Raw genomic sequence first — 20,461 nt, forward strand, 5'->3', positions numbered from 1 at the left:
GCCCGGTTACATTCCGAACCCGGAAGCTAAGCCTTACAGCGCCGATGGTACTGCAGGGGGGACCCTGTGGGAGAGTAGGACACCGCCGAACAATTATTGAAAGGGTTGGATCCTGAACTTCGGTTCGGGGTCCAACCCTTTTTCTTTTTGCGTCACTTGCAGTTCACGTTGCGCAACCACCATCCGATGCATGGGTACTGCTGCAATGCTCAGGGCCGCCGGTGTCGGAGTCGGCGACGAGGTCGTCGTACCGGCCTTCGGGAACGTCGAGGTTGCCGAGGCGGTGACACTCGCGGGGGCGCTTCCGGTCTTCGCGGACATACATCCGGTGACCTACTGTCTCGATGCGGCCGCTGTCGAAGCGGCCCTGACTCCGCGGACCTCGGCCGTTGTTGTCGTACACCGCTTCGGGCGGCCGGCCGACATGGCGCGGCTCCTCGCCGTCGGGCAGCGGCACGGGCTGTTGGTGTTGCAGGAAGGTGAGTCCGAGGCGCCGTACGACGAGGTCGCTCAGCGTCGGGAGCGGGCCTGCTATCTCGACGGGAAGCTGCGCGGAGTCCGCACGCCCGATGGTGGGGACGGGCACACCTACCAGCAATACGTGGTGCGGGTTCCGGGTAATGGCCGGCCGGACCGCGATGCGTTCGCCCGGGCCCTGCGGGGCAAGGGAGTCGACTGCCGGGTGCCGGTGAAGACGCCCGTGCACCGGCTGCCCGAGTTTCGGCGCTGTGCGGTGTTGCCCGAGACCGAACGCGCCGCTGACGAGACGCTTGCCCTGCCGGTGGACGCCTCGCTGACCAAGCGGGACATGCAGCGGGTCGTAGCTGCGTGCAATGCGCTCGGGGGACTGCTTCAGCCTGCCTTCTGAGGGAGTTGGGAGCACGGGTCTGCCCGGGGTATGATCTATTCCGTTGCCGCGAGGGAAACCTCAAGAGCAACAGGCCCCTATAGCTCAGTCGGTAGAGCGTCTCCATGGTAAGGAGAAGGTCAACGGTTCGATTCCGTTTGGGGGCTCCATCGAAAAGGCCCCGCCCATTTGGGCGGGGCCTTTTTCGTGCTCTCCGTCAGTCGTGGTGCGGGGCCAGGACGCGCATCGCCAGGATGGCCATGTCGTCGGAGGGTGCGTCCGAGGCGAAGCGCTCGACCGCGCGCATGATGCGGGCCGCGACCGCGCCGGCTGTCAGGCCCGTGCAGGTGGTCAGGACGTCGGCGAGGCCGTCGTCGCCCAGCATGCGGGTGCCCTCCCGGCGTTCTGTGACGCCGTCCGTGACGCAGAGGAGGACGTCGCCCGGGTCGAGGGTGACCGTCTGCTCGTAGAGCTCCAGGTCCTCCATGACGCCGAGGAGCGGCTGGGGTTCGGCGGCCGGTTCGACGGTGCCGTCCTGGCGCAGGCGGAGCGGGAGCGGGTGGCCGGCGCAGACGACCTTCAGGCGGGCGCTGCCGTCCTCCTGAGGCCACATCTCGCCGTAGAGGAGGGTCAGGAAGCGGCTGCGGGCGCCCTCGTCGAGGATGGCGGAGTTCAGACGCTCCAGGACCGCCGGGCCGCTCAGACCCTCGCGGGCCAGCAGCCTCAGGGCGTGCCGGGCCAGACCTGTGACCGCCGCCGCGTTCGGGCCCGTACCGCAGACGTCGCCGATGGCGAAGCCGTAGGCGCCGTCGCTGATGGGGAAGACGTCGTAGAAGTCGCCGCCGACCTCGTTGCCCTCGCCGGCCGCGCGGTAGATGACCTCGACCTCGACGCCGTCGATCTCGGGGAGCTCGGGCGGCAGGAGGCTGCGCTGGAGGGCCTGGCTGATGGCGGTGCGCTCGGAGTAGAGGCGGGCGTTGTCGAGGGCGAGGGCGGCTCGGCGGCTCAGGTCCTCGGCCAGTTCCAGGATCTCCTGGCGGAAGTGTTCGTCCGTGGGCTTGCCGAGGGTCAGCATGCCGATGACGCGGTTGCGGGCGACCAGGGGGAGGACGACGGTTTCGCCGCCCACCGCGGAGGCCGTGGCGAGTGTGGGGCCGATTCCGGAGGCCACCTGGTAAGTGGGGCCGCCGGTGAGGCCGAGGCTGCGCATGGAGCTGCGCAGGGCCGCATGGTGGGCCGCCTCGCCGGGGGCCGACCAGACGCGGGCGCCGGGGGTGGGGACCGGGTCCGGGGGCGGGACCTTCGAGAGCAACGACTTGATGCCGTCGATGAGTTCCTCGTCCTCGTGCAGGACGTACGACAGGTAGGGCTCCGAGGCCTGGTCGGCGATCGTGTAGACGGCACACCAGGTGGCCAGGGTCGGGACGGTCATCTGGGCCATGAGGGCCAGCGTCTGGTCGCGGTCCAGGGTGCCGGCGAGGAGGTCGGAGGCCTCGACGAGGAAGCTCAGGGAACCTCGGCGCAGCCGCTCCAGCTCGCCGAGACGGGCCGACTCGACCGCCAACGCGATACGATCGGCGGCGAATTGGAGGCGGAGGGCCTCTTCGTTCGAGTATCTGCCGGGCCCTTCCGCGGCCACGCCGAGGGAGCCGGTGAGGCGGCCCTCCACCTTCAGGGGGACCGTCACGACCGAGCGCATTCCCGTGCCCCTCAACAGGGGAACGGCGCCCGGGACCGCCGAAAGGTCGTCGTGGACCGCGGGCATGCGGGCGGAACCGTAGCGGCCGGGGCCCGCTTCGACGGGCACGCGCGCGAAGCGCTGGCGGGCGGACGGCAGGCCGGTGGAGGCGCGGACCTCCAACTCGGTCTCGTCGTCGGTCGCGAGGAGCAGGAAGGCGGAGTCGCCGTCGAGCATGTCGCGGGCGCGTTCGACCGTGCGCTGGAGGAGACCGTCGAGGTCGTCCGGGGCCGGGGAGCCGATGAACACCTCGAACGGGTCGGCGTTCTGGCCGTCGGAGGACGAGTTCGTGTCGGAGGCGGGGCCTCGCAACGGGGTCTGGAGTACGGCGCGTTCGTGATCGCGGACCAGGAGGCAGACGGTGGAGGGCTCGCCGCCGGTGTCGCGGACGCGCAGGTGGGAGGCGTACACGGAGGTGACGCGGCCGTTGGCGGCCCTTATGCCGTAGCTGCCCTCCCAGCGGGAGAGCTGGAGTGCCTCGGCGATGCCGGTGCTGGTGCCGGGGGTGTGCGGCCAGGCCGCGAGGTCGGTCAGTGGCTTTCCGATCACCTGTTCGGCGGAGTAGCCGAAGAGTTCCTCGGCGTCCTCGTTCCACGAAATGATGGCGCACGTACGGTCGATCTGGACGACGGCGACGCGGACGCGGCCGTCGGCCAGCGGAAGGAGGTCCGCGGGCAGGGCCGGGCCCGCCGTGCGGGTGCCCACCGTGCGTTCGGGGAGGTCGAGTTGGAACCAGACCCGCTTGTTGGCGGGGGTGTACTCGACGCCCCAGCGGCTGGCGAGCGCGGCGCAGAGCTGGAGGCCACGGCCGCCCTCGCGGTCCAGGTTGCCCATGTTGACGGCCTGGCCCTGGAGGGGGATCTCGCGCTCGGGGTAGCGGTCGCCCACCTCGACCCGCACACCGTCGTCACTTCGCAGACACAGAACGTCCGCGGAGGTTCCCGCGTGGACGACGGCGTTGGTGACCAGTTCGCTGGTGAGGACCACCGCGTCGTCGACGATGTCGGCGAAGCCCCAGCCCTGGAGGGTGTCGCGGACGAAGGAGCGGGCAGTCGCCACCGATCGTCCGACGGGCTCGAAGCTGGCTGCCGCGCGCGCGGTGATCACGGAACTCCTTGACCGGTTGTCGACGTGCAGGGCTGCCTGGCCGACCGGCTCGTGCCGCTGTTGCGGCAGGGTGCCCGTCGGCCGGGGGTCCGGGTTCTGTCCCCCGGGGATCAGTCCGGTGGTCATGTGTGCGGCCGCCCTCCGATGCCCGCTCGTGCTCGTGCCACCGCCCAGGCCGGACGGACCGGCGCGGCTGGACAGCCGCATGCAAGGTTACTTACCTTCGCCGTCCGTGCGGATGCCGGTCTGCAGTGTTTCCGTCCGGAGGGTGTGCGGACGATGTGCGAAGCTGCCGAACTGTTATGGCCGGGTTCAACCAGGGTGAAACACTGGGCAGGCTCCTGAAGAAGGTTCGGGCAGGCCGAGTGGCTTACACGTATGGCGGGCAGCAGCCCGTGGTGCGGCTTTGTGTGTCCGGTTGACATAACGCTGTAGTAAGCAGAGCACGTGGCAGTAACCGGTATGCCGCGCAGCACCACCCGAGCACAGCAGTAACGGTCGATCCCTGCGGGAGGGACACAGTGGAGTCTGGCGCAGCGACGCGGGGCACAAAGACGCGCGCGAAGGGCGGACAGTCCCCGAGCGGCCGTCGCACACCACGGGGCGGGACCACCGCGGTGGACGCGGCCGCCCTGGACAGACTGCTGGCGGCGCTGGCGTCCATGCGCGACGGGAACTTCCGCAAGCGGCTCACGGTGTCCGGCGACGGCGTGATGTCGGAGATCGCGGCGGTCTTCAACGAGGTGGCCGACCGCAACCTGCATCTGACGGGTGAGCTGTCCCGGGTGCGGCGCATGGTCGGACGTGAGGGCAAGCTCACGGAAAGGCTGGAAACAGGTGCCTGTGAGGGGTCCTGGGCTTCCGCCATCGACGCCTCCAACGCACTCGTGGACGATCTCGTACGGCCCGTCTCCGAGGTCGGCCGGGTGCTGTCCGCGGTGGCCGAGGGCGATCTGTCGCCCCGCATGGAGCTCAGGACCCAGGCGCCGGACGGGACGGGGCACCCGCTGCGCGGGGAGTTCCTGAAGGTCGGGCGGACTGTCAACAACCTTGTCGATCAGCTGTCCACGTTCACCGACGAGGTCACACGTGTGGCCAGCGAGGTCGGTACCGAGGGCAAGCTCGGCGGACAGGCACGCGTGCGTGGCATGTCGGGTTCCTGGAAGGACCTGACCGAGTCCGTCAACACGATGGCGTACCGGCTGACGGCCCAGGTGCGGGACATCGCGCTGGTGACCACGGCGGTCGCCAAGGGCGACCTGTCGCGGAAGGTCACGGTTCACGTGGCCGGCGAGATGCTGGAGCTGAAGAACACCGTCAACACGATGGTGGACCAGCTGTCGTCCTTCTCCTCGGAGGTGACCCGCGTCGCGCGCGAGGTGGGCGTCGAGGGCGAGCTGGGCGGCCAGGCGCAGGTGCCCGGCGTGGCCGGGGTGTGGAAGGACCTCACCGACTCGGTGAACCTCATGGCCGGCAACCTGACGGCCCAGGTGCGCGGGATCGCCCAGGTGACCACGGCGGTCGCCAATGGTGACCTGTCGCAGAAGGTGACGGTCTCGGCGCGCGGTGAGGTCGCGCAGCTCGCCGACACGATCAACCAGATGACCGAGACGCTGCGGATCTTCGCGGACGAGGTCACGCGCGTGGCCAACGAGGTCGGCGCCGAGGGGCAGCTCGGCGGGCAGGCGAACGTGCCGGGTGCGGCGGGGACGTGGAAGGACCTCACCGATTCGGTGAACACGGTCTTCCGGAACCTCACCACCCAGGTGCGCGACATCGCGGCCGTGACGACGGCGGTGGCCAACGGTGACCTGTCGCAGAAGGTCACCGTCGACGTGGCCGGCGAGATGCTGGAGCTGAAGAACACCGTCAACGGGATGGTGGACCAGCTGTCGGCCTTCGGTGCCGAGGTCACGCGGGTGGCGCGTGAGGTCGGTGTCGAGGGTGAGCTGGGCGGGCAGGCGCAGGTGCCCGGTGCCGCCGGTACCTGGAAGGACCTCACCGACTCCGTCAACACGGCGTTCCGCAACCTCACCGGACAGGTGAGGAACATCGCCCAGGTGACGACGGCGGTGGCCAATGGTGACCTGTCGCAGAAGGTCACCGTGGACGTCTCGGGCGAGATGCTCCAGCTGAAGAACACCGTGAACACGATGGTGGACCAGCTGTCCGCGTTCGGCGCCGAGGTCACGCGGGTGGCCCGGGATGTGGGCACCGAGGGCCGGCTGGGCGGTCAGGCCCGCGTGGACGGCGTCTCTGGCACCTGGAAGGAGCTCACCGACTCCGTCAACTTCATGGCGGGCAACCTCACCTCGCAGGTGCGGCAGATCGCCCAGGTGACGACGGCGGTGGCGCGGGGTGACCTGTCGCAGAAGATCGACGTGGACGCGCGCGGGGAGATCCTGGAGCTGAAGAACACCCTCAACACGATGGTGGACCAGCTCTCCGCGTTCGCCGACCAGGTGACGCGGGTGGCGCGCGAGGTGGGTACCGAGGGCCGGCTGGGAGGCCAGGCCCAGGTGCCCGGTGTCGCCGGTGTGTGGCGCGACCTGACCGACTCCGTGAACGGAATGGCAGGAAACCTTACTGCCCAGGTCCGCAACATCGCCCAGGTCGCGACGGCGGTGGCGCGGGGTGACCTGTCGCAGAAGATCGACGTGGACGCGCGCGGGGAGATCCTGGAGCTGAAGAACACCCTCAACACGATGGTGGACCAGCTGTCGAGCTTCGCCGACCAGGTGACGCGGGTGGCGCGCGAGGTGGGTACGGAGGGCATCCTCGGTGGTCAGGCCGAGGTGCAGGGTGTCTCCGGTACCTGGAAGGACCTCACGCAGTCCGTGAACTTCATGGCGAACAACCTGACCATTCAGGTGCGCAACATCGCCGAGGTCACGACCGCGGTCGCCAAGGGGGACCTGTCCAAGAAGATCACCGTCGACGCGAAGGGCGAGATCCTCGAACTCGTCAGCACCGTCAACACGATGGTGGACCAGCTGTCCTCCTTCGCGGAGCAGGTGACGCGGGTGGCGCGCGAGGTGGGAACGGAGGGCATCCTCGGCGGTCAGGCCCACGCGTCCGGCGTCACGGGCATCTGGAAGGACCTCACCGACAACGTCAACCTGATGGCCAACAACCTGACCGTGCAGGTGCGCAACATCTCCCAGGTCGCGTCGGCGGTCGCCAACGGTGACCTGACGCGGACGGTGACGATCGAGGCGCGCGGTGAGGTGGCGCAGCTCGCGGACACCTTCAACACCATGGTGAAGACGCTGAGTTCGTTCGCCGACCAGGTCACCAAGGTGGCCCGTGAGGTGGGCACGGACGGCATCCTGGGCGGCCAGGCGCGGGTGCCCGGTGTGGCCGGCACCTGGAAGGACCTCACCGAGTCGGTGAACCAGATGGCGTCCAACCTGACCGGTCAGGTGCGCAACATCGCCATGGTGACCACTGCCATCGCCAAGGGCGACCTGACGAAGAAGATCGACATCGACGCCCGCGGTGAGATCCTCGAACTCAAGACCACCATCAACACGATGGTCGACCAGCTGTCGTCCTTCGCCGAGGAGGTCACCCGGGTCGCCCGCGAGGTGGGCACCGAGGGACAGCTCGGCGGCCAGGCACGCGTGCGTGACGTCGACGGCACCTGGCGCGACCTCACCGAGTCCGTGAACGAAATGGCAGGAAACCTCACCCGGCAGGTGCGTGCCATCGCCCGGGTGGCGACGGCGGTGACCCGGGGTGACCTGAACCTGAAGATCGACGTGGACGCGTCCGGCGAGATCCAGGAACTCCAGGACTACATCAACAAGATGATCGCCAACCTGCGCGACACCACGATCGCCAACAAGGAGCAGGACTGGCTCAAGGGCAACCTGGCCCGCATCTCGGCGCTCATGCAGGGTCGCCGGGATCTGGAGGACGTGGCCTCGCTGATCATGAGCGAGCTGACGCCGGTGGTGACCGCGCAGCACGGCGCGTTCTTCGTCGCGATGCCGCTCCTCGACGGCAAGGACATGGGCGCCGACGCCGAGGACCAGTACGAGCTGCGCATGCTCGGGTCGTACGGCTACTCCATGGGCTCCATGCCGACGTCGTTCCGGCCGGGCGAGGCGCTCATCGGGACGGCCGCCGAGGAGAAGCGCACGATCCTGGTGGAGAACGCGCCCAGCGGCTACCTGAAGATCTCCTCCGGTCTCGGAGAGGCGCCGCCCGCGCAGGTGATCGTCCTTCCGGTGCTGTTCGAGGGCAAGGTGCTCGGTGTCATCGAGCTCGCTTCCTTCACGCCCTTCACGCACATCCAGAAGGACTTCCTCAACCAGATCGCCGAGATGATCGCGACCAGCGTCAACACCATCTCCGTCAACACCAAGACGGAGGTGCTGCTGAAGCAGTCGCAGGAGCTGACGGAGCAGCTGCGGGAGCGGTCCGCCGAGTTGGAGAACCGGCAGAAGGCCCTCCAGTCGTCCAACGCCGAACTGGAGGAGAAGGCCGAGCTGCTGGCCCAGCAGAACCGGGACATCGAGGTCAAGAACACCGAGATCGAGGAGGCCCGGCAGGTTCTGGAGGAGCGCGCCGAGCAACTCGCCGTGTCGATGCGCTACAAGAGCGAGTTCCTCGCCAACATGTCGCACGAGCTGCGTACGCCGCTCAACTCGCTGCTGATCCTCGCCAAGCTGCTCGCCGACAACGCGGACTCCAACCTCACCCCGAAGCAGGTCGAGTTCGCCGAGACCATCCACGGGGCCGGTTCCGACCTGCTCCAGCTGATCAACGACATCCTCGACCTGTCGAAGGTCGAGGCGGGCAAGATGGACGTCTCCCCGACGCGTATCGCGCTCGTACAGCTCGTGGACTACGTGGAGGCCACCTTCCGGCCGCTGACCGCGGAGAAGGGTCTCGACCTGTCCGTCCGGGTCTCGCCGGAGCTGCCCGCCACGCTGCACACCGACGAGCAGCGGCTGCTGCAGGTGCTGCGCAACCTGCTGTCCAACGCGGTGAAGTTCACCGACTCCGGGGCCGTCGAGCTGGTCATCCGGCCCGCCGGGCGGGATGTGCCGGTGGCGATCCGGGAGCAGCTGCTCGAAGCCGGCTCGCTGCGCGACGCGGACGCCGATCTGATCGCGTTCTCCGTGACCGACACGGGCATCGGGATCGCGGGCAGCAAGATGCGGGTGATCTTCGAGGCGTTCAAGCAGGCCGACGGCACGACCAGCCGCAAGTACGGCGGTACCGGCCTCGGGCTGTCGATCTCCCGGGAGATCGCGCAGCTGCTCGGCGGTGAGATTTATGCGCAGAGCGAGCCGGGACGAGGGTCGACGTTCACGCTGTATCTGCCCCTGCACCCGAGCGAACTGCCGCCGCAGGGCTACCAGCAGTCCATGCCCGCCCTGGAGGCCGGTGACCTGGTGGCGTCCACCTCGGAGAACGGGCGGTCCGAGGTGTACGTCGAGACGCCGGCGGAGGTGAGGTCGTACCAGGAGACGCAGAACGGTGCGGCCGCGCTCTTCAGGCGCCGGCGCAGGACCGCGCCGGCCCTCGAGCAGCAGATCGGCCGACCGGACCAGTGGTCGGCGGTGGAGCACCAGGCCGCGCCGCAGCCGCGCCGGGGCATCCGGTTCGGCGGGGAGAAGGTGCTGATCGTCGACGACGACATCCGCAACGTCTTCGCGCTCACCAGCGTCCTCGAACAGCACGGTCTGTCCGTGCTCTACGCGGAGAACGGCCGTGAGGGCATCGAGGTGCTGGAACAGCACGAGGACGTGGCGGTCGTCCTGATGGACATCATGATGCCCGAGATGGACGGGTACGCGACGACGACGGCGATCCGCAGGATGCCGCAGTTCGCCGGGCTTCCGATCATCGCCCTGACCGCCAAGGCCATGAAGGGCGACCGGGAGAAGGCCATCGAGTCGGGTGCCTCCGACTACGTGACCAAGCCGGTCGATCCCGATCACCTGTTGTCGGTGATGGCGCAGTGGATGCGGGAGGAGTGATGGGAATCAGCGAAGATCACGCGGAGTTGTTGACTCAGGGTGCCCGACGCCGTGTAGAAGTACGGGATTCGGGGAACCTTCTGGTCTTCCGCTGCGTTTCTGCTACGTGCACAGTGACATCACGGTGACAGGGTGTGGCGACAGACAGGGTGCGGCTACGATGACCGGCACAAGGACGGGCGGCGAAAGGCAGTCGTCCCCAGGGGCGGCACCCGGTGCACATCCGGGGCGAGGAGGGCGGGCCATGGTGCAGAAGGCCAAGATCCTCCTGGTCGATGACCGGCCGGAGAATCTGCTGGCGCTGGAGGCCATCCTCTCCGCGCTCGATCAGACACTGGTGCGGGCATCGTCCGGGGAGGAAGCGCTCAAGGCGCTGCTCACGGACGACTTCGCGGTCATCCTGCTGGATGTCCAGATGCCCGGCATGGACGGTTTCGAGACCGCGGCACACATCAAACGGCGGGAGCGGACCCGGGACATCCCGATCATCTTCCTCACCGCGATCAACCACGGTCCGCATCACACCTTCCGCGGGTACGCGGCTGGCGCGGTGGACTACATCTCCAAGCCGTTCGACCCGTGGGTGCTGCGCGCGAAGGTCTCGGTCTTCGTCGAGCTTTACATGAAGAACTGCCAGCTCCGGGAGCAGGCGGCGCTGCTGCGGCTCCAGTTGGAGGGCGGCGGCAAGGCGGCGATCGGTGACGCGAAGGAACCGGCGGGGCTGCTCGCCGAGTTGTCCGCGCGGCTGGCCGCCGTCGAGGAGCAGGCGGAGGCTCTGTCCAAGCAATTGGACGACGAGTCCGCGGACGCGGCCGCGGTGGCCACCGCGGCCCATCTCGAACGCAAACTCACGGGATTGCGGCGGGCGCTGGACGCGCTGGAGCCCGGGACCGGAAATTCTCCCTCGGTGCCCTCGCAGAACTGACGTGTGGCGCAGGCGTCCTCGCGGCTCCTCGCGGGTGAGCCTGCGTCAGCTCGGCACTTCCCCGGGAGCGACACGAACGGGTGAAGCAGTGGGCACACGTGTCCCCGGTCGTCTCCACCGGTAATCTCACACCTATGGCCTCACGTCCCTCCGCAGCCAAGAAGCAGCCGGCGAAGAAGGCTGCCACCCCCGCGAAGGGTCCGGCGAAGAAGGCCGTCGCGAGGAAAGCACCAGCCAAGAAGGCGCCCGTCCGGAAGGCCGCGGCGAAGAAGGCCCTGCCGCCGAAGCCGGCGCCCAGCCCGACCGGCGGGATCCTCCGGCTCGTCCGGGCCCTCTGGCTCGGCCTCGCCCATGCCGTGGGCGCGGTGTTCCGCGGGATAGGGCAGGGTGCGAAGAACCTCGACCCCGCGCACCGGAAGGACGGCGTGGCACTCCTGCTGCTCGGCCTCGGCCTGATCGTCGCCGCCGGAACGTGGTCGAACCTCCGCGGTCCGGTCGGTGATCTCGTCGAGATCATCGTGACCGGCGCCTTCGGACGGCTCGACCTGCTCGTGCCGATACTGCTCGCGGTCATCGCCGTCCGGTTCATCCGGCACCCCGAGAAGCCCGAGGCCAACGGCCGGATCGTGATCGGTCTGTCGGCGCTCGTCATCGGCGTGCTCGGCCAGGTCCACATCGCCTGCGGCTCGCCCGCCCGCAGTGACGGCATGCAGGCGATAAGGGATGCCGGCGGCCTCATCGGCTGGGGAGCGGCGACCCCGCTGACGTACACCATGGGCGAGGTCCTCGCCGTACCGCTGCTTGTCCTGCTGACCGTCTTCGGGCTGCTCGTCGTCACGGCCACCCCGGTCAACGCCATCCCGCGGCGGCTGCGGGAGCTCGGCGTGCGGCTGGGCATCGTCCACGACCCGGCCGAGGACGAGTACATCGGGGACGACGACGAGCGCTACGACGACCAGTGGCGCGAGGCCCTGCCCGCACGGGGGGCCAGGCGCGGTACCGCCCCTGAGTCGTACGACCCCGACGGCGCCGAGCAGGACGCCCTCTCGCGGCGTCGTGGCCGCCCCCGGCGGTCCGCCGTGCCGCAGCCAGCGATGGACCGGCAGATGGACGCCGTGGACATCGCCGCGGCCGCCGCGGCGGACCTGGACGGCGTCGTCATGCACGGCCTGCCGCCCTCGCCGCTGGTCGCCGACCTCACCCAGGGGGTCAGCGTGGGGGACCGGGTGGAGACGACCCCGGTACCCACGCCGGTCCCGGCCGCGCGGCCCAAGCAGGAGAAGCTCAAGGTCGAGGTCGCCGACCTCACCAAGCCCGCTCCCGAGGCGCCGAGTGAGCTGCCCCCTCGCGCGGAGCAGCTCCAGTTGTCCGGGGACATCACCTACTCCCTGCCCTCGCTCGACCTCCTCGAGCGCGGCGGCCCCGGCAAGGCGCGCAGCGCGGCGAACGACGCCGTCGTCGCCTCGCTGACGAACGTCTTCACGGAGTTCAAGGTCGACGCCGCCGTCACCGGCTTCACACGCGGGCCGACGGTCACGCGCTACGAGGTCGAGCTCGGCCCCGCCGTCAAGGTCGAGCGGATCACCGCGCTGGCCAAGAACATCGCCTATGCCGTCGCCAGCCCGGACGTACGGATCATCAGCCCGATCCCCGGCAAGTCCGCGGTCGGCATCGAGATCCCGAACACCGACCGCGAGATGGTCAACCTGGGTGACGTGCTGCGGCTCGCGGCGGCCGCCGAGGACGATCACCCCATGCTGGTCGCGCTCGGCAAGGACGTCGAGGGCGGCTATGTGATGGCCAACCTGGCGAAGATGCCACACGTGCTTGTCGCCGGAGCCACCGGTTCCGGTAAGTCGTCGTGCATTAACTGCTTGATCACTTCCATCATGGTGCGCGCGACCCCCGAGGACGTGCGCATGGTCCTCGTCGACCCCAAGCGCGTGGAGCTGACCGCCTACGAGGGCATCCCGCACCTGATCACGCCGATCATCACCAACCCGAAGCGGGCCGCGGAGTCGCTCCAGTGGGTCGTACGGGAGATGGACCTGCGCTACGACGACCTGGCGGCGTTCGGGTACCGGCACATCGACGACTTCAACCAGGCCATCCGCGACGGCAAGCTCAAGACGCCGGAAGGCAGCGAGCGGGAGCTCAAGACCTATCCGTATCTGCTGGTGATCGTCGACGAGCTCGCCGACCTGATGATGGTCGCGCCGCGGGACGTCGAGGACTCGATCGTGCGCATCACGCAGCTCGCGCGTGCGGCCGGCATCCACCTGGTGCTCGCGACGCAGCGGCCCTCGGTGGACGTCGTCACCGGTCTGATCAAGGCGAACGTGCCCTCGCGGCTCGCCTTCGCCACCTCCTCGCTCGCCGACTCGCGCGTCATCCTCGACCAGCCCGGCGCCGAGAAGCTGATCGGCAAGGGCGACGGCCTCTTCCTGCCGATGGGGGCCAACAAGCCCACCCGTATGCAGGGCGCCTTCGTGACCGAGGACGAGGTGGCGGCGGTCGTCCAGCACTGCAAGGACCAGATGGCGCCGGTCTTCCGGGACGACGTGGTCGTGGGCACCAAGCAGAAGAAGGAGATCGACGAGGAGATCGGCGACGACCTCGACCTGCTGTGCCAGGCGGCCGAACTGGTCGTCTCCACGCAGTTCGGGTCGACCTCCATGCTCCAGCGCAAGCTCCGGGTCGGGTTCGCGAAGGCGGGGAGGCTGATGGACCTGATGGAGTCCCGCGGGATCGTCGGACCGAGCGAGGGGTCCAAGGCTCGTGACGTTCTCGTGAAGGCTGACGAGCTGGACGGAGTGCTCGCGGTGATCCGCGGGGAGGCTTGAGGGGAGACCGGAGCGGGTGCGGCCACCGATGTTCGATTGTGACTCACCCGTAAGGGATCATTGAGCAACCGTTTCCCTTCGGCGTACGTCAAGTTGAGGGAAGCGGAAAGCCGCTGCCCCGTCATCGGCGTGTCAGGCCATTCCGATGGCGTACAAAGTCCTACCGCCCGGTTGCCCCACCCTTTCGCACCCCCCCTAGACTGAACCTCCAGCACAGGTGGCTTAAACGCTCGAAAGGCGCCCCCGTGTCCATCGGCAACTCCCCTGAAGACGAGCGTCCGTTCGAAGACGACCGACAGGAAGCCCGCCTCTCCGTCGGTCAAGCCCTGAAACAGGCGCGGATCGAGGCAGGGCTGACCGTCGACGACGTCAGCAACGCCACCAGGGTCCGCATCGCCATCGTGCATGCCATCGAGGCGGACGACTTCGCCCCCTGCGGCGGCGATGTCTACGCCCGGGGTCACATCAGGACCCTGGCCAGGGCCGTCCACCTGGATCCGGCCCCCCTCATGGACCAGTTCTCCGCCGATCACGGCGGTGGCCGTCCGGCTCCGACCCCGGCCGCTCCGCTGTTCGAGGCGGAACGCATCCGTCCCGAACGGCGCGGACCCAACTGGACCGCGGCCATGGTCGCCGCCATCGTCGCCGTGGTCGGCTTCGTCGGGTTCACCGCCTTCAAGGGCGGGGACGACGGCGGGACGGTACAGGTCGCCGACGGCACCACGCCCGCCGTCACCAAGTCGCCCACGCCCAAGTCAGACAAGACCACCAAGGACCCGAAGCCGACGCCGTCCGACAGCGCCATCGCGGCGGCACCCCAGGACAAGGTCACCGTGCAGATCAGCGCCGCCGACGGCAAGAGCTGGATCCTCGCCAAGGACCACAACGGCCGGACCCTCTTCGACGGACTGCTCCAGCAGGGCGACACCCAGACCTTCCAGGACAGCGAGAAGGTCAACCTCGTCCTCGGCGACGCCGGGGCGATCCAGCTGTACGTGAACGGCAAGAAGATCGACGACGACTGGCAGCCGGGCGCCGTGGAGCGCCTGACGTACACGAAGGGCGACCCGCAGGTCGGCTGACGGCCTGCCCGGATTTTCGTTCCCGCGGGGTTGGCCACGGTCGGTCAACCCCGTCGACGTGGGGTGTCAGTGGGACGAAGTAGTCTTGAGCCCATGCCTGAACGCCGTACCGTCGCACTCGTCACCCTTGGCTGCGCCCGTAACGAGGTGGACTCGGAGGAGCTCGCAGGCCGTTTGGAGGCGGACGGCTGGGATCTCGTGGAGGACGCCGCGGACGCGGACGTCGCCGTCGTCAACACCTGTGGCTTCGTCGAGGCCGCCAAGAAGGACTCCGTCGACGCCCTCCTGGAGGCGAACGACCTCAAGGGGCACGGCAGAACCCAGGCCGTCGTGGCGGTGGGTTGCATGGCCGAGCGGTACGGCAAGAACCTCGCCGAGGCCCTCCCCGAGGCCGACGGAGTGCTCGGCTTCGACGACTACGCGGACATCTCCGACCGGCTCCAGACGATCCTCAGCGGTGGCGTCCACGCCTCGCACACCCCACGCGACCGGCGCAAGCTGCTGCCGATCAGCCCGGCCCAGCGTCAGGAGTCGGCGGCGGCCGTCGCCCTGCCCGGACACGGACCGGCCGTGGACGAGGCACAGCCCCCCGCCGATCTCCCGGAAGGGCTCGCCCCGGCCTCCGGCCCCCGCGCGCCCCTGCGCCGCCGTCTGGACGGGGCCCCGGTCGCCTCGGTGAAGCTCGCCTCCGGCTGCGACCGGCGCTGCACCTTCTGCGCCATCCCGTCCTTCCGCGGCTCCTTCATCTCGCGCCGGCCCTCGGACGTCCTGAACGAGACGCGCTGGCTGGCCGAGCAGGGCGTCAAGGAGATCATGCTGGTCTCCGAGAACAACACGTCGTACGGCAAGGACCTCGGCGACATCCGCCTGCTGGAGTCCCTGCTGCCCGAGCTCGCCGCGATCGACGGCCTCGAACGGGTGCGCGTCAGCTACCTCCAGCCCGCCGAGATGCGGCCCGGCCTGATCGACGTGCTGACGTCCACGCCCAAGGTGATGCCGTACTTCGACCTGTCCTTCCAGCACTCCGCCCCCGGTGTGCTGCGCGCGATGCGCCGCTTCGGCGACACCGACCGCTTCCTGGAGCTCCTCGACACCGTCCGCAGCAAGGCCCCCGAGGCCGGCGTGCGCTCCAACTTCATCGTGGGCTTCCCCGGCGAGACCGAGGCCGACCTCGCGGAGCTGGAGCGGTTCCTGAACGGCGCGCGCTTGGACGCGATCGGTGTCTTCGGGTACTCCGACGAGGAGGGCACCGAGGCCGCGACGTACGAGAACAAGCTGGACGAGGACGTCGTGGCCGAGCGGCTGGCGCACATCTCTCGGCTCGCCGAGGAACTCGTCTCGCAGCGTGCCGAGGAGCGCGTCGGCGAGACCGTGCACGTGCTGGTCGAGTCGGTGGACGAGGAGGGTGTGTACGGCCGCGGCGCACACCAGGCGCCGGAGACCGACGGCCAGGTGCTGCTCACAAGCGGCGAAGGTCTGAGCGTGGGTCGTATGGTCGAGGCGAAGGTGGTCGGTACGGAAGGTGTCGACCTGGTGGCCGAGCCGCTCCAGGGCTCGCTCGCGTGGAGTGAGGAGGCGGGCAGATGACCGGAGTTCCGGCGTCCGCTGCGGGTGGCCCCTCCGCCGCGAAGGGCGGACCGGCGGGCGGGGTCCCGGGTGCCGCGTCCGGCGCGGCTCCGAGCGCCCCTTCGGACCTGGTCTCCGGTACGGCTGCCGAGGCTCTGGTGAGCGTCGTCCCCGTGGTGGGCGGTGTTTCCGGAGCCGCTTCGGACGCCGACGTCGACTCCGGGGCGAAGCCCGCGCGGGGGAAGAAGATCGCGGCCGCTGCCGTCAACCAGGCCAGTGTCTGGAACATCGCCAACCTGCTGACCATGCTCCGGCTGCTTCTCGTGCCCGGCTTCGTGGCCCTGATGCTGGCCGCCGGCGGGTACGACCCGGCGTGGCGCTCGTTCGCCTGGGCGGCCTTCGCCGTCGCCATGATCACCGACCTGTTCGACGGGCACCTGGCGCGCGCCTACGACCTCGTCACCGACTTCGGGAAGATCGCCGACCCCATCGCCGACAAGGCGATCATGGGGGCCGCACTGCTCTGTCTCTCCGGTCTCGGCGACCTGCCGTGGTGGGTGACGATCGTCATCCTCGGCAGGGAACTGGGGATCACCCTGCTGCGTTTCCTCGTCATCCGGTACGGCGTGATCCCGGCCAGCCGCGGCGGCAAACTCAAGACCCTCAGCCAGGGCATCGCCGTAGGGATGTACATCCTGGCCCTGACGGGCTGGCTGGCCACGGCGAGGTTCTGGGTGATGGCCGTGGCGGTCGTCCTGACCGTCGTGACCGGACTCGACTATGTGAGACAGGCCATTGTGCTGCGCAGGCAGGGAATCGCCGAGCGCGAAGCAGCGTTGGAGGAGGCGGAAGCGTGAGTTCCCCGGCCGCCCAAGTGGTGCAACTACTCACAGTGAAGGGGCAGACGCTCGCGGTCGCCGAGTCGCTCACGGGTGGACTGGTTGCGGCGGAAATCACAGCGGTCCCCGGGGCGTCCCAGGCGTTCAGGGGTTCGGTGACCGCCTACGCCACCGAACTGAAGCACGAGCTGCTGGGTGTCGACGCCACCCTGCTGGACGAGCGAGGAGCGGTGGATCCGCAGGTCGCGACCCAGATGGCGGCCGGCGTACGCAAGGCGCTCGGTGCCGACTGGGGCATCGCGACGACCGGAGTCGCGGGCCCGGAACCGCAGGACGGCAAACCCGTGGGAACGGTTTTCGTGGCCGTGGACGGGCCCTCCGTGAGCGCTTCCACGGGAACCGGTGGCGGGAAAGTGACCGCGTTGCGGTTGAACGGCGACCGCGCGGAAATTCGTATGGAGAGTGTACGGAGCGTACTCGCACTGCTTCTGGAAGAGCTTGCGGGCGAACAGCCCGGAAATCAGCGGGCACAGGATACGGAACGGAACGGGGGGTTTTGATGTTTGCAGCCCTGAGTGAACACGACATCGCTCCCCGCACGGCCGCGGCGCAAGGCGGTACGGTGGGGCGTGAAGGATGCGGCTACGCGGTCCGAGGAGGGAGCCACCGATGATTCTGCTCCGTCGCCTGCTGGGTGACGTGCTGCGTCGGCAGCGCCAACGCCAGGGCCGTACTCTGCGCGAAGTCTCCTCGTCCGCCCGAGTCTCACTCGGCTATCTCTCCGAGGTGGAGCGGGGGCAGAAGGAGGCTTCCTCCGAGCTGCTGTCCGCGATCTGCGACGCGCTGGACGTACGGATGTCCGAGCTCATGCGGGAAGTGAGCGACGAGCTCGCCCTCGCCGAGCTGGCCCAGTCTGCTGCGGCCACTCCGAGCGCGCCGGTGTCGGCTCCGGTGCGCCCCATGCTGGGTGCCGTCTCCGTGAAGGGTGTGCCACCGGAACGGGTGACCATCAAGGCGCCCAGCGAAGCGGTGGACGTCGTAGCGGCGTGATGCCGAGTGTGCGCCGCCACGTGCTGACGGCGCGCTGAAAGAAGTGTGCGAGGCCCCGGACGGGCTTCTCCGAGTGATCTGGAGAGGCGCCGACCGGGGTTTTCGTGCATTTTGGAGCAGTGATCGTGCCACGTGCGTGCGTGTGCCCTCGGTGCGCCCTGCCGACGGCTGAGACGGCGGTCTAGCGTCCGGGCTGGAGGTGGCGGCATGGCGGGGCCGATCGTGCGCCGGGGGGTGACTCTCGGGCTCGGGGCGCTGTGGTGGTGGGCCATGGCGCGGTTGCTGCTGGCGCCGGACGCCGGGGTGCTCGAAGGGGCTGTCGCGGCCGGGGGGTGGGGGCTGAGCCTGCTGCCGGTGCACTGTGTGCCGAAGGCGCGGGCGGCGGGGGCGGTCGCCGCGGGGCGGTGGCGTCGCGCTTGGGGGGCGGGGAGGGGTGGGGGAAGGAGTGCGGAGGCTGGTCTGCCTGGTGGGACGGGTCGGTCTGGTGGGGTGGGGTGAGTCGGTCGGGGGAGGGGCCCGTCCGGTGGGTGGGTGATTCGGTGGGGTGGGTCCGTTGGATGGGGTGGGGTGATCATCCGGTCCGGTGGAGGGGGTTGGCGCGGCGGGTCGGTCCGGTGCGGTAGGCCGGTTCGCTGGGGAGGGTCGGATTCGTGGGGTGCCGGTCCGCTTGGAGGGTTTTGGTGGGATGGGTCGGCCTGGTGAGGTGAGTCGGCCGGTGGGAGGGTTGGTTTGGTGGGGTGTGCTGGTCTGGTGGGGTGGGTCGTCCTGGGGGACGGGGGCGGCTACCAGGGCATTGCCACTCCGCCGTTCGGGCGGAGGATCTGGCCTGTTGTGAAGGATGAGGCGTCCGAGGCCAGGTAGAGCACGGCGTGGGCGATGTCCTCCGGTTCGCCGACCCGGTTCAGGGGGGACAGGCGGGACATGAGCGCCTCGGTGTGAGCCTGCGTCTGCTCGTCATGGCGGTCGGTCATGGGGGTGCGGATCCAGCCCGGGGCGACCGCGTTGACCCGGATGCCGTAGCGGCCCACCTCGGTGGCCAGGGTCTTCGTCAGCTGGACCACCGCTGCCTTGGCCGCGCCGTAACAGAGCAGCCCAGGTCCGCCGGTGTCCACGGCGCCGGAGGCCATCGTGACGATGCTGCCCCTCGTCCCGCGGTCGAGCATCAGGCGGGCCGCCTCCTGGCAGGCGTACAGCACCCCCTTGAAGTTGACGTTCAGGACGCGGTCGAGGTCCTCGTCCCTCGTCTCCAGGACCGGGCTGCTGTGCATGATCCCGGCGACCGCGGCCAGAGCGTCCAGGCGCTCGCAGGAGGTGATGGCCCGGCGGAGCTGCTCGCGGTCGGTGACGTCGAGGGGGTGGGTGTGTGCCGTGCCCCCTGCGCCCTTGATCAGGGTCGCCGTCTCGTGCAGGCCCTGCTCGTCGCGGTCCGCGCAGTGCACGGTGGCGCCCGCCTCGGCGAACAGGACGGCTGACGCGCGGCCGATACCGCTCGCTGCGCCGGTGACGAACGCGGTGCGTCCGGTGAGGTCGTACGCGCTGACGGCCATGGAGCGACCGTACGAGCGTTTCTGACGGGGCGTCAATCAGTCGTACGGCGTGAGGTTCTGGGGTGTGTTCCGCTCGGTGCCCTGCGGTGTGGGTGCGGTGCCGGGCCGATCTGGCAGTGGGGGCACCAGTACGTGGGGCGTTCGCGGGAGCCGTCGCCCTGGTCGGCGGAGCGGATCGAGGTGTGGCAGCGGAGACAGGGGCGGGGTGCGCGGCCGTACACGAACAGGTCCTGGCCGCGGCGGCCCGTCGTGCTGCGGACCGGGCGGTCGCGGTTGGCCTCCAGGAGCTTCTTGGCGAGCGCGGGGACCTGGGTGGCGCGGTCCGCGGGGAGAGCGCCAACGGGGAGCCAGGGGGTGGCGCCGAGCAGGAAGCAGAGCTCGCTCTTGTAGACATTGCCGATGCCGGCGAGGTTGCGCTGGTCGAGGAGGGCCTCGCCGAGAGGGCGGGCGGGGTCCTGGAGGAGGTTCACGAGAGCGCGCTCGGGGTCCCAGTCCGGGCCCAGGAGGTCGGGGCCCAGGTGGCCGACCGCCCTGTGCTCGTCGGTGGTGCGGAGGAGTTCGAGGACGGGGAGGCGGTAGCCGACGGCCGTGCGGTCAACGGTGCCGAGGATCGCGCGGATCTGGTGGGTTGGGCCGCCGGTCCAGCGCTGGTTGTCGGCGTACACCCTCCAGGATCCGTCCATGCGCAGGTGGGAGTGGAGCGTCAGGCCACCTTCGATACGGGCGAGGAAGTGCTTGCCGCGCGGGGTGACGTCGAGGACCTTGCGGCCTGTGAGGTCGGCTGTTGCGTATTTCGGCACCCTGAGGTCGCTACGCGTCAGCACCTTGCCTGCGAGGGCGTCGTGCAGGCGCCTCGCGGACTGCCAGACCGTGTCTCCTTCGGGCATGGGTCAAGGGTGGCATGGGGGTGGGGACGGGGGCGTG

At 69.3% G+C, this 20,461-nt stretch carries 13 protein-coding genes, 1 tRNA gene and 1 rRNA gene; 12 read left to right on the forward strand and 3 right to left on the reverse strand.

Features of this window, described 5'->3' with window-relative positions:
* From rrf to ACZ48Z_RS41885, 3 genes are all read left to right on the forward strand, one after another.
* Window positions 1-91: ribosomal RNA gene (rrf, locus tag ACZ48Z_RS41875) — 5S ribosomal RNA — on the forward strand; the annotation flags it as partial.
* A gap of 114 nt (window positions 92-205) precedes the next feature.
* Window positions 206-868: a DegT/DnrJ/EryC1/StrS family aminotransferase gene (locus tag ACZ48Z_RS41880; protein ID WP_468741210.1), complete on the forward strand. Its 663-nt coding sequence runs from the start codon at window positions 206-208 to the stop codon at window positions 866-868.
* Between the two features lie 73 nt (window positions 869-941).
* Window positions 942-1,017: transfer RNA gene (locus tag ACZ48Z_RS41885), tRNA-Thr, on the forward strand.
* 47 nt (window positions 1,018-1,064) lie between these two features.
* Here the strand turns inward: ACZ48Z_RS41885 and ACZ48Z_RS41890 are convergent.
* On the reverse strand, window positions 1,065-3,818 hold the full coding sequence (locus ACZ48Z_RS41890; protein ID WP_468741185.1) for a SpoIIE family protein phosphatase: 2,754 nt from the start codon (window positions 3,816-3,818) through the stop codon (window positions 1,065-1,067).
* Window positions 3,819-4,213: 395 nt separating this feature from the next.
* Here ACZ48Z_RS41890 and ACZ48Z_RS41895 point away from each other — a divergent pair, with 395 nt between their 5' ends.
* The 9 genes from ACZ48Z_RS41895 (at window position 4,214) to ACZ48Z_RS41935 (ending at window position 18,488) form a co-directional block, all read left to right on the forward strand.
* Window positions 4,214-9,685, forward strand: coding sequence for a HAMP domain-containing protein (locus ACZ48Z_RS41895; RefSeq protein WP_468741186.1), 5,472 nt, complete (start codon window positions 4,214-4,216; stop codon window positions 9,683-9,685).
* A 244-nt stretch (window positions 9,686-9,929) separates the two neighbouring features.
* Window positions 9,930-10,610: a response regulator gene (locus tag ACZ48Z_RS41900; protein ID WP_468741187.1), complete on the forward strand. Its 681-nt coding sequence runs from the start codon at window positions 9,930-9,932 to the stop codon at window positions 10,608-10,610.
* 134 nt (window positions 10,611-10,744) lie between these two features.
* A complete protein-coding gene (locus tag ACZ48Z_RS41905) occupies window positions 10,745-13,453 on the forward strand; it encodes a DNA translocase FtsK (protein ID WP_468741188.1) in 2,709 nt (902 codons plus the stop codon).
* 245 nt (window positions 13,454-13,698) lie between these two features.
* Window positions 13,699-14,535, forward strand: coding sequence for a helix-turn-helix domain-containing protein (locus ACZ48Z_RS41910; RefSeq protein WP_468741189.1), 837 nt, complete (start codon window positions 13,699-13,701; stop codon window positions 14,533-14,535).
* A gap of 93 nt (window positions 14,536-14,628) precedes the next feature.
* On the forward strand, window positions 14,629-16,122 hold the full coding sequence (gene rimO, locus ACZ48Z_RS41915; protein WP_468741190.1) for a 30S ribosomal protein S12 methylthiotransferase RimO: 1,494 nt from the start codon (window positions 14,629-14,631) through the stop codon (window positions 16,120-16,122).
* A complete protein-coding gene (gene pgsA / locus ACZ48Z_RS41920) occupies window positions 16,119-16,958 on the forward strand; it encodes a CDP-diacylglycerol--glycerol-3-phosphate 3-phosphatidyltransferase (RefSeq protein WP_468741191.1) in 840 nt (279 codons plus the stop codon). The genes rimO and pgsA overlap by 4 nt, the downstream gene beginning before the upstream one ends.
* Window positions 16,955-17,500, forward strand: a complete 546-nt coding sequence (locus ACZ48Z_RS41925; protein ID WP_468741192.1) for a CinA family protein — start codon at window positions 16,955-16,957, stop codon at window positions 17,498-17,500. Before pgsA ends, ACZ48Z_RS41925 begins: the two co-directional genes overlap by 4 nt.
* Window positions 17,501-17,609: 109 nt before the next feature.
* Window positions 17,610-17,990, forward strand: a complete 381-nt coding sequence (locus tag ACZ48Z_RS41930) for a helix-turn-helix domain-containing protein (protein WP_328750973.1) — start codon at window positions 17,610-17,612, stop codon at window positions 17,988-17,990.
* 207 nt (window positions 17,991-18,197) lie between these two features.
* Window positions 18,198-18,488 carry a hypothetical protein gene (locus ACZ48Z_RS41935; protein WP_468741193.1) on the forward strand — a complete coding sequence of 97 codons (291 nt, stop codon included), beginning with the start codon at window positions 18,198-18,200 and terminating at the stop codon, window positions 18,486-18,488.
* Between the two features lie 284 nt (window positions 18,489-18,772).
* Here ACZ48Z_RS41935 and ACZ48Z_RS41940 read toward each other — a convergent pair whose 3' ends face one another.
* Both ACZ48Z_RS41940 and ACZ48Z_RS41945 read right to left on the reverse strand, forming a co-directional pair.
* Window positions 18,773-19,537, reverse strand: coding sequence for an SDR family NAD(P)-dependent oxidoreductase (locus tag ACZ48Z_RS41940; RefSeq protein WP_468741194.1), 765 nt, complete (start codon window positions 19,535-19,537; stop codon window positions 18,773-18,775).
* A 32-nt stretch (window positions 19,538-19,569) separates the two neighbouring features.
* The gene (locus ACZ48Z_RS41945; protein ID WP_468741195.1) at window positions 19,570-20,424 is read right to left on the reverse strand and encodes an Fpg/Nei family DNA glycosylase; all 855 of its coding nucleotides are present in this window, start codon (window positions 20,422-20,424) and stop codon (window positions 19,570-19,572) included.
* Between the last annotated feature and the right edge of the window lie 37 nt (window positions 20,425-20,461).

The sequence above is a fragment of the Streptomyces sp. NPDC031225 genome (assembly GCF_055570355.1).

Excerpts from the sequence above, each read along its gene's own strand:
- ACZ48Z_RS41880 (WP_468741210.1), top strand. The coding sequence starts at position 206 with ATGCTCAGGGCCGCCGGTGTCGGAGTCGGCGACGAGGTCGTCGTACCG.
- ACZ48Z_RS41890 (WP_468741185.1), bottom strand. The coding sequence starts at position 3,818 with ATGACCACCGGACTGATCCCCGGGGGACAGAACCCGGACCCCCGGCCG.
- ACZ48Z_RS41900 (WP_468741187.1), top strand. The coding sequence starts at position 9,930 with ATGGTGCAGAAGGCCAAGATCCTCCTGGTCGATGACCGGCCGGAGAAT.
- ACZ48Z_RS41905 (WP_468741188.1), top strand. The coding sequence starts at position 10,745 with ATGGCCTCACGTCCCTCCGCAGCCAAGAAGCAGCCGGCGAAGAAGGCT.
- rimO (WP_468741190.1), top strand. The coding sequence starts at position 14,629 with ATGCCTGAACGCCGTACCGTCGCACTCGTCACCCTTGGCTGCGCCCGT.
- pgsA (WP_468741191.1), top strand. The coding sequence starts at position 16,119 with ATGACCGGAGTTCCGGCGTCCGCTGCGGGTGGCCCCTCCGCCGCGAAG.
- ACZ48Z_RS41930 (WP_328750973.1), top strand. The coding sequence starts at position 17,610 with ATGATTCTGCTCCGTCGCCTGCTGGGTGACGTGCTGCGTCGGCAGCGC.
- ACZ48Z_RS41935 (WP_468741193.1), top strand. The coding sequence starts at position 18,198 with ATGGCGGGGCCGATCGTGCGCCGGGGGGTGACTCTCGGGCTCGGGGCG.
- ACZ48Z_RS41940 (WP_468741194.1), bottom strand. The coding sequence starts at position 19,537 with ATGGCCGTCAGCGCGTACGACCTCACCGGACGCACCGCGTTCGTCACC.
- ACZ48Z_RS41945 (WP_468741195.1), bottom strand. The coding sequence starts at position 20,424 with ATGCCCGAAGGAGACACGGTCTGGCAGTCCGCGAGGCGCCTGCACGAC.